The sequence below is a fragment of the Pseudomonas sp. FP2309 genome, assembly GCF_030687575.1.
Lineage (GTDB): Bacteria > Pseudomonadota > Gammaproteobacteria > Pseudomonadales > Pseudomonadaceae > Aquipseudomonas.
In genome coordinates, this window is record NZ_CP117439.1 from 5,201,004 (window position 1) to 5,215,742 (window position 14,739).

Sequence of the window (14,739 nt, forward strand, 5' to 3'; positions counted from 1 at the left end):
CATACAAAGAAACCCAAGGGGGCCTGCTACACTGCGCGACATTTTGTTTTGCAGAGCCAGTCCCGTGACTACGATCGCCACCGCTTTTAATACTTTGCCCCTGTCCGCCGCCATGCTGGCTAACCTCGACTCGCTGGGTTATGTCGAGATGACGCAGATCCAGGCGCAAAGCTTGCCGGTGATCCTCAAAGGGCTGGACCTGATTGCCCAGGCCAAGACCGGCAGCGGCAAAACCGCTGCATTCGGTATCGGCCTGTTGAACCCGATCAACCCGCGTTACTTCGGCTGCCAGGCGCTGGTCATGTGCCCCACCCGTGAGCTGGCCGACCAGGTCGCCAAGGAAATCCGTCGCCTGGCCCGCGCCGAAGACAACATCAAGGTATTGACCCTGTGCGGCGGCGTGTCCCTCGGGCCACAGATCGCCTCGCTGGAACACGGCGCCCACGTAATCGTCGGCACGCCGGGCCGCATCCAGCAACACCTGCGCAAGGGTTCGCTGGTGCTCGACGGCTTGAATACGCTGATTCTCGACGAAGCCGACCGCATGCTCGACATGGGCTTTTACGACGCCATCGAAGACATCATCAGCAAGACCCCGCCACGCCGCCAGACCCTGCTGTTCTCGGCCACGTACCCGGTGAGCATCAAGCAACTGGCGTCCAAGTTCATGCGCGCGCCGCAACAAGTGAAGGCCGAAGCGTTCCACTCCGACGACCAGATCGAGCAGCGCTTTTACGAGATCTCGCCAGAAGAGCGCATGGAAGCGGTGACCAAGGTCCTGGCGCACTTCCGCCCGGCCTCCTGCGTGGCGTTCTGCTTTACCAAGCAGCAAGTGCAGGAAACCGTGGATCACCTGACGTCCAAGGGCATTTCCGCCGTTGGCCTGCATGGCGACCTGGAACAGCGCGACCGTGACCAGGTGCTGGCGATGTTCGCCAACCGCAGTACCTCGGTGCTGGTAGCCACTGACGTCGCTGCCCGTGGCCTGGACATCGACTCGCTGGACATGGTGATCAACGTCGAGTTGGCCCGCGACTCGGAAATCCACATCCACCGTGTCGGCCGTACGGGCCGCGCCGGTGAGACTGGCATCGCCATCAGCCTGGTAGCACCGTCCGAAGCGCACCGCGCCCAGGCCATCGAGCAACTGCAGAAGTCGCCGCTGAACTGGGACCAGTTGGACAACCTCAAGCCGCAAAGCGGTGGCCCGCTGCTGCCGGTCATGAGCACCCTGTGTATCGCCGCCGGGCGTAAAGACAAGGTTCGTCCAGGCGACATCCTTGGCGCGCTGACCGGCGATGCCGGCATCCCCGGTGCCCAGGTCGGCAAGATCGCGATCTTTGACTTCCAGGCCTTCGTGGCCGTGGAACGCGGCATCGCCAAGCAGGCACTGCAGCGTTTGAATGACGGCAAGATCAAAGGCCGTTCGCTGCGCGTGCGGATCCTGTAACACACGATCTGCGCATCTATCGCAGATCCGGTGTGGGAGGGGCGGTGCGACTTGCCCCCTCCCACCGTTGACTGTCTTTGAAATCAGAATTTGTATGAGGACCTCGCTGTGCGCTCGACCGAAGTTGTGATCATTGGCGCCGGCGCCGCAGGCTTGATGTGCGCGCTGACCGCCGCCGGGCGTGGGCGCAAGGTGATGTTGATCGACCACGCGAACAAGGCCGGTAAAAAGATCCTGATGTCCGGCGGTGGCCGCTGCAATTTCACCAACCTGTACACCGAGCCGGCCAACTTCCTGTCGCACAACGCGCACTTCTGCAAATCGGCGCTGGCCCGTTACACCCAATGGGACTTTATCGGGCTGGTGACCAAGCACGGCGTGCCGTACCACGAGAAGAAACTCGGCCAACTGTTCTGCGATAACAAGTCCAGCGACATCCTCGGCATGCTCCTCGACGAGTGCATCCAGACCGGCGTGAGCCTGCACCTGGACACCGCCGTCGAGGAAATCGCCAGGCTGGAAAACGGCTATCAGTTGCAGACCACCCTGGGTGAGCTGCGCTGTGAATCCCTGGTGATCGCCACTGGTGGCTTGTCGATTCCGACCCTGGGCGCGACCGGTTTCGGCTACCAGGTGGCCCGGCAATTCGGCCACGAACTGCTGCCGACCCGGGCAGGGCTGGTGCCGTTCACCATCACCGATCAGCTCAAGGAGCTGTGCGCCGAGTTGTCGGGCACGTCCGTGGACTGCCTGGTCAGCTGCAACGGCCAGAGCTTTCGCGAGAACATTCTGTTTACCCACCGTGGCCTCAGCGGCCCGGCGATCCTGCAGATTTCCTCTTACTGGGAATCCGGCGACACGGTTGAAATCAATCTGCTGCCCGACCACGACGCCCACACCTGGCTGCAACAGCAACAGGCCGAGCGCCCCAACAGCGAACTGAAAACCCTGCTGGGTGAAATCTTTACCAAGAAGATGGCCAACCTGCTGGCCGAGACCTGGTTTGTGTCCAAGCCGATGAAGCAATACACCCACGCCGAAATTGCCGATATCGCGCAAAAACTCGGGGGCTGGCAACTGGTGCCGGCAGGCACCGAGGGTTATCGCACGGCCGAGGTGACGCTGGGTGGGGTGGACACGCGGGAAGTGTCGTCCAAGACCATGGAATCGCTGAAGAGCCCCGGTTTGTACTTTATCGGCGAGGTGCTGGATGTGACCGGCCACCTGGGCGGGTTCAACTTCCAGTGGGCGTGGGCCTCGGGCTACGCGGCGGCGCAATACGTCTGAAGGATGCACTCGGTCACATGTGGGAGGGCCGGTGTGCCTGGAAAAATTTGCGCTCAGATGTGATCACCACCCTTGCCGTGGCGTCACTGATGGCTCAATTTAGCGGCATCGTCCCGGAAGACTCCAGACTTCATGTCATCGACCTCGTTCAAGCAGTCCATGCGGCGCCTGTGGGCGCTGGATAAATTCAGTTACAGCATTCGGGTGTTCATCGCCCTCACCGGCAGCATGGCGCTGTGCTGGTATCAGGATGAAATGACGCTGCTGATCCCACTGTTCCTGGGGATTATCGCCAGCGCCCTGGCCGAGACCGACGACAGTTGGCAAGGCCGCCTCAACGCCCTGGCCGTGACGCTGGTGTGTTTCAGCATTGCCGCGCTGTCGGTGGAGCTGCTGTTCCCCTACCCGTGGGTGTTCGCCATCTCCCTGGCCCTGGCGACCTTCGCCCTGACCATGCTCGGCGCCTTGGGCGAGCGCTATGGCGCGATTGCTTCCGCCACGTTGATTCTGTCGGTCTACACCATGATCGGCGTGGACCAGCGCGGTGGCGCGGTCAGTGATTTCTGGCACGAGCCGCTGCTGCTGGTGGCCGGCGCCGCCTGGTACGGCGCACTGTCGGTGCTGTGGCAGGCGCTGTTTTCCAACCAGCCGGTGCAGCAGAGCCTGGCGCGTTTGTTCCGTGAGTTGGGGCGTTACCTCAAACTCAAATCCTCACTGTTCGAACCGATCCGCCAACTGGACGTCGAAGCGCGCCGCCTGGAACTGGCCCAGCAAAACGGCCGGGTGGTGGCGGCGTTGAATGCCGCGAAGGAAATCATCCTGCACCGCGTGGGCAATGGCCGGCCAGGCTCCAAAGTCAGCCGCTACCTCAAGCTCTACTTCCTGGCCCAGGACATCCACGAACGTGCCAGTTCCTCCCACTACCCTTACAACGCCCTGGCCGACGCGTTCTTCCACAGCGACGTGCTGTTCCGCTGCCAGCGCCTGCTACGCCAGCAGGGCAAGGCCTGCCAGGCCCTGGCCGAATCGATCCAGTTGCGCCAGCCGTTCATCTATGACGACAGCTTCGCCCAGGCCCTCAGCGACCTGAACGCCTCCCTGGAGCACCTGCGCATCCAGAGCAACCCGGCCTGGCGCGGCCTCCTGCGTTCGTTGCGCGCCCTGGCCGCCAACCTGTCCACCCTCGACCGCCTGCTCGGCGACGCCAGCAACCCCGACGCCCTGGCCGATGCCACCGACAGCAACCTGCTGGACCGCGCACCGCGCAACCTTAAAGAAATGTGGACGCGCCTGCGCACCCAGCTCACGCCCACCTCACTGCTGTTTCGCCACGCCCTGCGCCTGTCCCTGGCGCTGACCATCGGCTACGGCACCTTGCATGTGATCCACGCCTCCCAGGGTTACTGGATCATCCTCACCACGCTGTTTGTGTGCCAGCCCAACTACGGCGCGACACGGCGCAAGCTCGGCCAGCGGATCATCGGCACCGCCATCGGCCTCACCGTGGCCTGGGCGCTGTTCGACCTGTTCCCGAGCCCCCTGGTGCAATCGATGTTCGCCATTGCCGCAGGCCTGGTGTTCTTTATCAACCGCACCACGCGTTACACCCTGGCCACGGCCGCGATCACCCTGATGGTGCTGTTCTGCTTCAACCAGGTGGGCGACGGCTACGGGCTGTTTTTGCCGCGCCTGTTCGACACCTTGATCGGCAGCCTGATCGCGGGCCTCGCGGTGTTCCTGTTCCTGCCGGACTGGCAAGGCCGGCGCTTGAACAAGGTGCTGGCCAACACCCTGACCTGCAACAGCATCTACCTGCGCCAGATCATGCAGCAGTATGCCGCCGGCAAAAGCGACGACCTGGCCTACCGCCTGGCCCGCCGCAACGCGCACAACGCCGACGCCGCGCTGTCTACCACCCTGGCCAACATGCTGATGGAGCCGGGGCATTTCCGTAAGGAGGCGGACGTGGGCTTCCGCTTCCTGGTGCTGTCCCATACCTTGCTCAGTTATCTGTCGGGGCTCGGTGCGCACCGCGAGACGCTATTGCCGGCCGACGTACGCGAACACTTGATCGACGGCGCGGGTAAAAACCTGGCAGCGAGCATTGATGAGATCGCCACCGGGCTGGCCAATAAACAGCCCATTGCGATCCAAAGCGACGCCGAGGAAGCCCTGGCCGCCGAGCTGGAGCAGATGCCGGATGAGATCGATGAGGGGCAACGACTGGTGCAGACACAACTGGCGCTGATTTGCCGGCAACTGGGGCCGCTGCGCACACTGGCCGCGCATTTGATCAAAGACACCGCCAACGCCTGACCCCTGGCGGGCACGCTCTCTGCCGGCACGCACTGATCACATGCCGTGCAGCTTCATCAACCGCGCGTAGCTGCCATCGGCCTTCATCCTGGCGATCTCACGGTCGAAGTTGGCCACAATCTGCTCATGCGCCGGGTTCTTCAGGCTCACCAGGATATGCAGGCTGTTTTCGCTCAACGGCTTGGGCAAGAACTCCAACACATCACGCACCCGGGCCGATTCACGCGCGAGGTAATAACGCGCCACATACTCGTCCTCCACCGTCAGCCGCACCCGTTGCGCCGCCAGCATGCGCACGGCCATGGCGAAGTTATGCACAGGCACTTTCTGTAGCTGCATGTCTGTATCGAACGCCGCTGAATAGGCGTACCCGCGCACCACGGCGATGGGGTAGTCGTGCAGCTGTTGAAGGTTCTGAAACTCGATAGGGTCATCGCGGCGCTTGATAAAACGCACACGGTTAAGCAGGTATTCACCGGAGAACTGCCCCAGGTGTGTGCGGGCATCGTCATACCAGGCATTGATCAGCACGTCATAGCGTCCATCGCCAATGCCCTTCAGCGCCCTGGCCCACGGCACTTGTTCGAAGTCACTGGCATAGCCCGCGCGGGCCAGCGCCGTGCTGACGATATCGGTGGCCAGCCCGCCATTGATCAAGGTCGCGTCGGTAAAGGGTGGCCAGGCATCGGCGACCAGACGCAGACGCTCCGCGAACGCAGGCGCCGCCAGCAAAAACACTCCAATCAACGCAACGGCACGAGAGAGTCGCAGCATGCTCAAAGTCCTTGGCGGGCAGGCGGGGGCCTGGGTTCAGGCAATGCCTGAGGATCTAACAGTAGCTGAAGATTACACAAAGAAACGGGCGGCGAACGCACTCGATGATGGCTATTTGATTTCATTCACAAAAATAGTTGATTTAGACACCTTTGCCCGCCGCGCTTACTATCCAGAACAGACATTTACCTGGGAACACACCATGACAGTCGATTGGGTCTGCAAACACCACACTGACCTGGGCAAGGAACAGCTGTACGCCATCCTGCGTTTGCGCAGCGAAGTCTTCGTTGTGGAACAGAAATGCGTGTATCAGGACATCGACGGGCAAGACCTGGCGGGCGATACACACCACCTGATGGCCTGGAACGGCGACGAGCTGGTTGCCTACCTGCGGCTGCTGGACCCGCAATCCCAGGGCGGCGACGTGGTGGTCGGCCGCGTGATCGTCGCGCCGGTGGCACGGGGCACCGGGCTGGGCCACCTGATGATGGAAGAAGCCCTCAAGCGCATTGATGACATCTGGCCAGAGACGCCGATTTTCCTGTCGGCCCAAGCACATTTGCAGGGGTATTACGGGAAATACGGGTTTGTGGTGGCGGGAGAGGAATATCTGGAAGATGACATCCCCCATATCGGTATGCACAAGGCGTTATAAGCGCGGGCCTTCTTTGGCGGGCACGCCACAGGCTCAGGGATAATCCAATACCCGCTTGATCTGGTCGAGATTGGCCTCGATCCAGCGCCGATCAATCGCGCCCCAGTCACGAATCCGATAGTGCCCGGCATGATTGCGTGCGCCGTCTTGCTGCTCGAATTCACACACGATATCCAGGTCGGCCAATGCCGCAATCGTGTCCTGCGCCGTGCGCCGGGGCATGCCGGTGGCATCGGTCAGCGCCGGGACGCTGCTGGCCAGCCCGCTGTCGATCAAGTACGCCACGTACAGGCGGCGGTAGAAACTGCTTTTGGTCTTGCTCACATCCATGGTCGATCGCCTTGTGCGGTCAGGGTTTGCCCTGCAGGTCGCGATACGTGAGGTACACCCGCAGGTCGAATTCCACCTGGTGGTAGCCCGGCATCATGTAGTCGCAGAGTTTATAGAACGCCTTGTTGTGGTCCGATTCCTTAAAATGCGCCAGCTCGTGCACCACGATCATGCGCAGAAACTCCGGCGGCGCCTCTTTGAACAGCGAGGCAATACGGATCTCTTTCTTGGATTTGAGGTTGCCGCCCTGCACCCGGGAAATCGTTGTGTGCAGCCCGAGGGCGCGATGGGTCAGGTCCAGGCGGTTATCGAACAGCACTTTGTCGATGGCCGGCGCGTTGCGCAGGTGTTCCTGCTTCAAGGCCAGGGCATAGGCGTACAAGGCCTTGTCGCTCTGCACCGCATGACGTTCGGGGTAACGCTGCTCCAAGTAAGCACCCAACTGGTCCTTGGCGATCAGTTGGCGCACTTGTTCCTGGAGAGCGGGCGGGTAGGCCTGGAGGTATTTCAGCGCGGTCATTGAGGTCTGCAACAGGTTCGAATGGGCGCCAGTGTAGCGAATTCAGCGCAGGCGGGCGCGGGACCAGTTGGCGATGTCCTCGGCGATCAAGGGCTGCGCCGCCCACGGCCCCTGGATAAACGAACAACCATGCGCCTTGAGCCAGTGGGCTTGCTCCTGAGTTTCCACCCCCTCGGCCACCACCAGCACGTCAAAATGGCCGCACAGCTCGATAATGCTGCGCGCCATCGCCGCATCCCGTAACGAGCCCGGCAAGCGCGCGACCAGTTGCGAATCGAGTTTGAGGGTGTCGAATTCCAAATCGCGCAGATGCGCCAGAGAGCACTGCCCCGAGCCGAAATCATCCAGCGCGATGCGCACGCCGATTCTGCGCAGTAACTTGAGCTGCTTGGTGGCCTCCTCCAAATTGCTCATCAGGCATTCCTCACCGATTTCCACCTCCAACTGCCAGGCCTGCAACCCATGCCGCTCTATCACCTGCTGCAGTTGGTTAGCCAGGTTAGGCGCATTGAACTGACTGGCACTCAAGCTCACGCTCAGCACCAACTCATCATCAAAGGTGCTGTGCCACGCCTGACGCTGGGCGGCGACCTGATGGTAAATCCATGCGCTCAATTGGCTGATCAGCCGTGCTTCTTCCAACAACGGCAAAAACAGCCCCGGCGATACATCGCCGACGCTGGGGTGCTGCCAGCGCAACAACGCCTCGACGCCACGCAGACGCCCGTCTGCCAGGGAGACCTGAGGCTGGTAGACCAGCGTGAAATCCTTGTTTTGAATCGCGGTACGCACGCTGTCTTCAAGCATGAGGCGCGAGCGCGCACGACCGTTCATTTCCTGGTCGTAATAACGATATTGCTGACGCCCCGCACGCTTGGCTTCGTACATGGCGATGTCGGCCGCGCGCAACAGGCCAGACAGATCCGAGGCGCAGTCCGGGAACGTCGCAATGCCGATGCTGACGCCGAGCATGACATCCAAACCGTCGACTTGCTGACAAACGGACACTCGCTCGATCAGCTTTTCCGAAATTTTCGCTGCCTGCTCCGGAAACTCAAGCTCCAGCAGCGCGGTAAATTCATCCCCGCCCATGCGCCCGATAATGTCGTAGGAGCGCAGGCAGCCCTGTAGCTGCTCCGACACCCAGCGCAGCACGCGATCGCCGGCATCATGCCCGAGGGAGTCGTTGACCCGCTTGAAGCCGTCCAGGTCCAGGTACAGCAACACCAACGATTGGTCGCTACGCTCGCTGCGCGACAGGGTGTTTTCCACCGTCTGATAGAAACCGCGCCGGTTCAGCAGCCCGGTCAGCGGGTCCGTCACGGCCTGGAACTCCAACTGCTGATGCAGGTGGCGCACTTCGGACATGTCCAGCACCGTCACCACCATGGCTTTCTGCTCGGCCGGCAACGGCGCGCATGACAAGGCCACCGGCACTTGCTGACCACGACCGGTACGCAGCAGCGCGTCGTGCAGGCGCCAGATTTCGCCCTTGCGATAAGCGGCGTACATCTGAGAATCAGCCCAGGCAGGCACATGAGGTTTTTGCAGGAAGCTCAAATACGGCTGCCCCTGCAATTCATCCATGGTGGCATTAAGCAGTCGCGAAATCGCCGGATTGGCGTACTCGATAACGCCCTCCTCACTCACCACCAGGATCCCTTCGGCGGCGTTGTCCAATACCGAGGCATTAAAAGCGCGAGCGGATTCCAGGTCATGACTCAAACGCTGAAGGGCCCGGCGATTACGTTGGTGCTCCAGCAATGCCTGGACCTTGGGCTTGAGAATGTGCGGGTCAAAGGGTTTGAACAGGTAGTCGATAGCGCCGCTGGCATAGCCTTCCAGCACCGCAGCGGGCGACTGGGCGTTGGCACTTAGAAAGATGATCGGGGTCATGCGCGTGCGCTGGCTGCCGCGCATCAAGCGGGCGACTTCGAAGCCGTCCATGCCCGGCATCATCACATCCAGCAGCACCAGGTCGACTTCATGCAGCAACAACAATTCGAGGGCTTCCACGCCGGATGAGGCCGTGACCACCTGCCAGTCATCACGCTGCAAAAGCGCACACATGCTGATCAGGTTTTCCGGGTAGTCATCGACCACCAGAAGAACCGAACTGCCATCGCCGTGATGTGGAGCGCATTCCATGCTGGGACTCTTCCTTAAGGTCTACTCCGGTCACGTCTGAGAGAAAACCCGGACAAACATTGAGGTCTCACTCTAGCCCTGGATCCTCTAAATCAGAAGTGACGTGGATGCCATCATTGCGCCAAAGTTCAGTCAGCCGACTAACGGTCACACCCTGCAGCCCACGACCCATGGGAAACATGGCTTTTTGGCATTCCTCTGGCGCCAATAAATTGCCAGCAAACGTTTAACAACCGGCCGCTCACCGCCTATAAAGAACCTGTAAGGCCCCCCGGGCCAAAGCCTTCACCCCCTGTAAAAGGCCATCACCATGATCGACCTCTCCACTTGGAACTTGAGCATTCCGGTCGGCTCGCCTCCCGCGACCATCGAAACGCCGAAACTGCTCAATGGCTTCAACGACCAGTACTTCCAGGCCGAAGGCAGCAACGTGCAATTCTGGACCCCTGTGACCGGCACCCGCACCGAAAACGCCATCTACCCGCGCAGCGAACTGCGCGAAACCTACGCCGATGGCCGCCTGCGCAATTGGACCTACCCCGAGGCCGACAATTTTCTGCGCGCCACACTGGCCGTCAACCAAGTGCCTTCCACCGGCAAGATCGTCATCGGCCAGATCCACGCCTATGACAGCCAAAAACCGCTGATCAAACTCGAATACCAGTTCAAGGAAAAAACCCAGACCGGCAACATCGTGGCCAAAGTGCGCATGCGCCCGGATGAAGACGAGAGCCGCGTGATTATCGTCGCCTCCAATGTGCCGCTGGAAAAAAGCTTTACCTACGTGATCAACCTCAACAAAGCCGGGCTGCTCAGCGTGTACGCCGCCGACAGCGAATGGAACGAACGCATCGGTGCCGCCTGGGCGGCCAAGCCGCTGTACTTCAAGGCAGGCGCGTATGTGCAGGACAACAGCGGGGACAGCAAAGAAGGCGCGAAGGTGACGTTCGCCAAGTTGGATATAGATCACCAGTGACGGGTCAGGGCCTGCCGGACTTCGCGAACTGACCAATTCCCATCCACAAAAAAGCCCGCATCGCTGCGGGCTTTCCGTGAACGCCTGAGGCTTAGTTGACCTTGGCGTTCAACTCACCTTTCAAATACCGCTGGTACATCGCTTCCAGCGAGATCGGCTTGATCTTCGACGCATTGCCGGCAGTACCAAACGCTTCATAACGTGCGATACACACATCACGCATGGCGGTCACGGTGGCGCCGAAGAATTTACGCGGGTCGAATTCGCTCGGGTTGGTGGCCATCAGGCGACGCATCGCACCAGTGGATGCCAGGCGCAGATCGGTGTCGATGTTGACCTTGCGCACGCCGTACTTGATGCCTTCGACGATTTCTTCAACCGGTACGCCGTAGGTTTCTTTGATGTCGCCGCCGTACTGGTTGATGATCGCCAGCCATTCTTGCGGGACCGAAGAGGAACCGTGCATCACCAGGTGGGTGTTGGGGATGCGCTTGTGGATTTCCTTGATGCGGTCGATGGCCAGCACGTCGCCGGTAGGCGGCTTGGTGAACTTGTAAGCGCCGTGGCTGGTGCCGATGGCAATGGCCAGGGCGTCGACCTGGGTCTTCTTCACGAAGTCGGCGGCTTCTTCCGGGTCGGTCAGCATCTGGCTGTGATCCAGCACGCCTTCGGCGCCGATGCCGTCTTCTTCGCCGGCCATACCGGTTTCCAGTGAACCCAGGCAGCCCAGCTCGCCTTCAACCGAAACGCCGCAGGCGTGAGCCATGGCGACGGTTTGTTGGGTGACGCGTACGTTGTACTCGTAATCGGTCGGGGTCTTGCCGTCTTCGCCAAGGGAGCCGTCCATCATCACCGAGCTGAAGCCCAGCTGGATGGAACGCTGGCACACGTCAGGGCTGGTGCCGTGGTCCTGGTGCATGCACACCGGGATGTGCGGGAACTCTTCGATCGCGGCGAGGATCAGGTGACGCAGGAATGGGGCGCCGGCGTATTTGCGCGCACCAGCCGAAGCCTGGACGATCACTGGGGAGTCGGTCTTGTCAGCGGCTTCCATGATGGCGCGCATCTGCTCAAGGTTGTTGACGTTAAAGGCTGGGACGCCGTAGCCGAACTCGGCTGCGTGGTCCAGCATTTGACGCATGCTGATAAGTGCCATTGTGTTGTCTCTCCCGGTCGAGGGTCGTTAATCGTGCAAGCCTGCCGTAGCGGCGGCTGCTATTCAAGTTATTGCCGGTCAGGGTTTGCACACCTGGCCTGCTGAATCGTTATTGCTGTGTGAGGCCCAGCGCGCATTCGATCTTTGAACCCAATCAGTGGATTTGGATCCAGTCAAATTCGAGATCTTATTGGGCCTTGCAGCCGCGCCCGATCAAATCGTCGGTGGCAACCCAGTAAACCAGGCCTTCCTCACCTTTTGTGTGAAACGCCAACTGGTCGTTGCTGTACAGCACGCCCGAGGCGGCAACGTCCTGTTTAAGGCGGTAAACCTGGTCGGAACCACCCAGGCGTACATCAACCTCGGATTTGGCCGCGTCAGCGAAGCGCCAATTGACCTCAGCCTTGCTGTCGCAGGTCCAGGTGGTCCAATGACCTTGCGGCTCGGCCTTGTTGAACATGTTCATGCTGCTGCAGCCGGCCAGTAAAGCCAGGGCTGCCAGGGCGAAAACGCCTTTCATTGCCAATCCTCGAACGACGGCCCAGGGGCCGTCACTGCTGTCGGTTAGTTGATCAGACCCGTCAAGGGCAACCCTGTTCCTGACCGTTGGGCGCGGAGTCGTATTTCTCCAGCCGTTCGTTGCCGATGCGCTTGTTGATCACCGGCATGGTCTCGGCTTGCCAGTCAGCCTGGTAGCAGCTCTTTTTCAGCGCCGCTGCGGGCGTTTTGGCCTCAGGCGCTGCGTTTGGCGTGCTGCCGCAGCCGGCCAACAGGCCCGCTGCGATCACCAATGCCAACGACTTGATCATGGAAAGACTCCTTGTCCGGATCACGCGCCTTAACCTTTGGCCCGGGTTTCCAGCACTTCAACGGCAGGCAGGACTTTGCCTTCGACAAATTCCAGGAATGCGCCGCCACCGGTAGAAATGTAGGAGATCTGCTCAGCAACGCCATATTTATCGATGGCCGCCAGGGTGTCGCCGCCGCCGGCAATCGAGAATGCCGAACTTTCTGCGATCGCCTTGGCCAGCACTTTGGTGCCGTTGCCGAACTGGTCAAATTCGAACACGCCGACCGGGCCGTTCCACAGGATGGTCTGGGACGCTTTGAGCAGTTCAGCGAAATTGGCCGCGGTTTGCGGACCGATGTCCAGGATCATGTCGTCGTCGGCCACGTCAGCAATCAGCTTGACGGTGGCGGTGGCGCTTTCGGCGAATTCCTTGGCCACAACCACGTCAACCGGCAATGGCACGCTGACTTTCGCCGCGATGGCACGTGCAGTGTCCAGCAAGTCCGGCTCATACAGGGACTTGCCCACCGGGTGGCCGGCGGCCGCCAGGAACGTGTTGGCAATGCCGCCGCCGACGATCAATTGGTTGCAGATCTGGCTCAGGCTGTTGAGCACGTCCAGCTTGGTGGACACCTTGGAGCCCGCCACGATGGCGGCCATCGGTTGTGCCGGAGCGCCCAGGGCCTTGCCCAGCGCATCCAGTTCAGCCGCCAGCAGCGGGCCGGCCGCCGCGACTTTGGCGAACTTGGCCACGCCGTGGGTCGAACCTTCAGCGCGGTGTGCGGTGCCGAACGCGTCCATCACGAACACGTCGCACAGGGCCGCGTACTGCTGAGCCAGTTCGTCGCTGTTCTTTTTCTCGCCCTTGTTGAAGCGCACGTTTTCGAACAGCACGATGTCGCCGGCCTTCACATCAACGCCGCCCAGGTAATCAGCGACCAGCGGCACCTCGCGCCCCAGGGCACGGCTCAGATAGTCGGCCACAGGCTTGAGGCTGTTTTCGGCGGAGAACTCACCTTCGGTCGGACGACCCAGGTGGGAGCAGACCATCACGGCCGCGCCTTTTTCCAGGGCCAGCTTGATGGTCGGCAGCGAGGCCAGGATTCGCGCATCGCTGGTGACAACACCGTCCTTGACTGGGACGTTGAGGTCTTCGCGAATCAGCACGCGCTTACCTTGCAGATCGAGGTCGGTCATCTTCAACACGGTCATGGGTCGCAGTTCCTGAATTACTGTTGAGGTTGTTTGGAGGCAACGTGCAGAAAGTGCTCTGCAACGTCCAGCATGCGGTTGGCAAAACCCCACTCGTTGTCGAACCAGGCCAGGATGTTCACCAGCCTCGGGCCGGAAACGCGGGTCTGGCTGGCATCGACAATCGCCGAATGCGGGTCATGGTTGAAATCACAACTGGCGTGGGGCAACTCGGTGTAGGCCAGCAAGCCTTTGAGCGGACCGCTGGTGGCGGCGTCGCGCAGAATCCGGTTGACCTCCACGGCATCGGTGTCGCTCACGGTTTGCAAGGTGATGTCCAGGCAGGACACGTTCACCGTCGGCACCCGTACCGCTTTGGCCTGAATTCGCCCGGCAAGTTCCGGCAGCAGGCGTTCGATGCCACGGGCCAGGCCGGTGGACACCGGAATCACAGACTGGAACGCCGAGCGGGTACGGCGCAGGTCTTCATGGTGATAGGCGTCGATCACCGGCTGGTCGTTCATCGCCGAGTGGATCGTGGTAATCGACACATAATCGATGCCGATCGCCTGATCCAGCAGACGCAACAACGGAACGCTGCAGTTGGTGGTGCAGGAGGCGTTGGACACCAGCAGTTCACGGCCGGTCAAGCCATCCTGGTTGATGCCGTAGACGATGGTGGCGTCGACATCCGCCTCACTGGCCATTGGCTGGGAAAACAGCACTCGCGGCGCGCCGGCGTCGAGGAAACGCTGGCCATCGGCACGGGTGTTATAGGCACCGGAGCATTCCAGCACCAGGTCGACGCCCAGCGCCGCCCAGTCGATGCCCTCGGGGGTGGCACTGCGCAGTACTTGTACGCAGTCGCCGTTGATATGCAGACAATCGCCATCGACCCGCACTTCGCCGGGAAAGCGGCCGTGGGTGGAGTCAAAGCGTGTCAGGTATTCGATGCTGGCCATGTCGGCCAAATCGTTGATCGCGACAATTTCAAACCCGGCCGCCGCACCTCGCTCGAACAGCGCACGCAAGACGCAACGACCAATGCGGCCGTAGCCGTTGAGTGCAACTTTGTAAGGACGCGGTTGGTGCATGGGGTTCTCGATCAAGGTTAGTTCGGTGTTGAATGCTCTGACGCCATCG

At 61.0% G+C, this 14,739-nt stretch carries 14 protein-coding genes; 5 read left to right on the forward strand and 9 right to left on the reverse strand.

The features are described from left to right. Window positions 1–112: 112 nt before the first annotated feature. The 3 genes from dbpA (at window position 113) to yccS (ending at window position 5,053) form a co-directional block, all read left to right on the forward strand. Window positions 113–1,450: an ATP-dependent RNA helicase DbpA gene (dbpA, locus tag PSH59_RS24005; protein ID WP_248080683.1), complete on the forward strand. Its 1,338-nt coding sequence runs from the start codon at window positions 113–115 to the stop codon at window positions 1,448–1,450. 108 nt (window positions 1,451–1,558) lie between these two features. Further along, window positions 1,559–2,737, forward strand: a complete 1,179-nt coding sequence (locus PSH59_RS24010; protein WP_305393815.1) for an NAD(P)/FAD-dependent oxidoreductase — start codon at window positions 1,559–1,561, stop codon at window positions 2,735–2,737. A 132-nt stretch (window positions 2,738–2,869) separates the two neighbouring features. Beyond that, window positions 2,870–5,053, forward strand: a complete 2,184-nt coding sequence (gene yccS / locus PSH59_RS24015; RefSeq protein ID WP_248080439.1) for a YccS family putative transporter — start codon at window positions 2,870–2,872, stop codon at window positions 5,051–5,053. A 36-nt stretch (window positions 5,054–5,089) separates the two neighbouring features. Here the strand turns inward: yccS and PSH59_RS24020 are convergent, their stop codons facing one another. Continuing rightward, window positions 5,090–5,827 (reverse strand): ABC transporter substrate-binding protein, encoded by a 738-nt coding sequence (locus PSH59_RS24020; protein WP_305393816.1) that lies wholly within the window; start codon window positions 5,825–5,827, stop codon window positions 5,090–5,092. A gap of 202 nt (window positions 5,828–6,029) precedes the next feature. On the opposite strand from PSH59_RS24020, the gene PSH59_RS24025 reads away from it, so the two are divergent. Then, window positions 6,030–6,485: a GNAT family N-acetyltransferase gene (locus tag PSH59_RS24025; RefSeq protein WP_305395329.1), complete on the forward strand. Its 456-nt coding sequence runs from the start codon at window positions 6,030–6,032 to the stop codon at window positions 6,483–6,485. 33 nt (window positions 6,486–6,518) lie between these two features. Here PSH59_RS24025 and PSH59_RS24030 read toward each other — a convergent pair whose 3' ends face one another. Genes PSH59_RS24030 through PSH59_RS24040 form a run of 3 tightly spaced genes read right to left on the reverse strand, consistent with a single transcriptional unit; the run spans window position 6,519 to window position 9,483 of the window. Further along, the gene (locus PSH59_RS24030) at window positions 6,519–6,815 is read right to left on the reverse strand and encodes a helix-turn-helix domain-containing protein (protein ID WP_248080443.1); all 297 of its coding nucleotides are present in this window, start codon (window positions 6,813–6,815) and stop codon (window positions 6,519–6,521) included. A 19-nt stretch (window positions 6,816–6,834) separates the two neighbouring features. Then, window positions 6,835–7,335, reverse strand: a complete 501-nt coding sequence (locus PSH59_RS24035; protein ID WP_305393817.1) for a M48 family metallopeptidase — start codon at window positions 7,333–7,335, stop codon at window positions 6,835–6,837. 42 nt (window positions 7,336–7,377) lie between these two features. After that, window positions 7,378–9,483, reverse strand: coding sequence for a bifunctional diguanylate cyclase/phosphodiesterase (locus PSH59_RS24040; RefSeq protein ID WP_248080447.1), 2,106 nt, complete (start codon window positions 9,481–9,483; stop codon window positions 7,378–7,380). A 310-nt stretch (window positions 9,484–9,793) separates the two neighbouring features. Between PSH59_RS24040 and PSH59_RS24045 the strand changes: the two genes are divergently transcribed. Further along, window positions 9,794–10,459, forward strand: a complete 666-nt coding sequence (locus PSH59_RS24045; RefSeq protein ID WP_305393818.1) for a polysaccharide lyase family 7 protein — start codon at window positions 9,794–9,796, stop codon at window positions 10,457–10,459. A 91-nt stretch (window positions 10,460–10,550) separates the two neighbouring features. Here PSH59_RS24045 and fba read toward each other — a convergent pair whose 3' ends face one another. From fba to epd, 5 genes are all read right to left on the reverse strand, one after another. Then, the gene (gene fba, locus PSH59_RS24050; RefSeq protein WP_003177554.1) at window positions 10,551–11,615 is read right to left on the reverse strand and encodes a class II fructose-bisphosphate aldolase; all 1,065 of its coding nucleotides are present in this window, start codon (window positions 11,613–11,615) and stop codon (window positions 10,551–10,553) included. Between the two features lie 187 nt (window positions 11,616–11,802). Beyond that, window positions 11,803–12,135, reverse strand: a complete 333-nt coding sequence (locus PSH59_RS24055) for an MliC family protein (protein WP_305393819.1) — start codon at window positions 12,133–12,135, stop codon at window positions 11,803–11,805. 61 nt (window positions 12,136–12,196) lie between these two features. Beyond that, a complete protein-coding gene (locus PSH59_RS24060) occupies window positions 12,197–12,424 on the reverse strand; it encodes a hypothetical protein (protein WP_305393820.1) in 228 nt (75 codons plus the stop codon). Between the two features lie 29 nt (window positions 12,425–12,453). Then, on the reverse strand, window positions 12,454–13,617 hold the full coding sequence (locus tag PSH59_RS24065) for a phosphoglycerate kinase (protein WP_248080457.1): 1,164 nt from the start codon (window positions 13,615–13,617) through the stop codon (window positions 12,454–12,456). 17 nt (window positions 13,618–13,634) lie between these two features. Beyond that, the gene (gene epd, locus PSH59_RS24070) at window positions 13,635–14,690 is read right to left on the reverse strand and encodes an erythrose-4-phosphate dehydrogenase (protein ID WP_248080458.1); all 1,056 of its coding nucleotides are present in this window, start codon (window positions 14,688–14,690) and stop codon (window positions 13,635–13,637) included. Window positions 14,691–14,739: the final 49 nt, after the last annotated feature.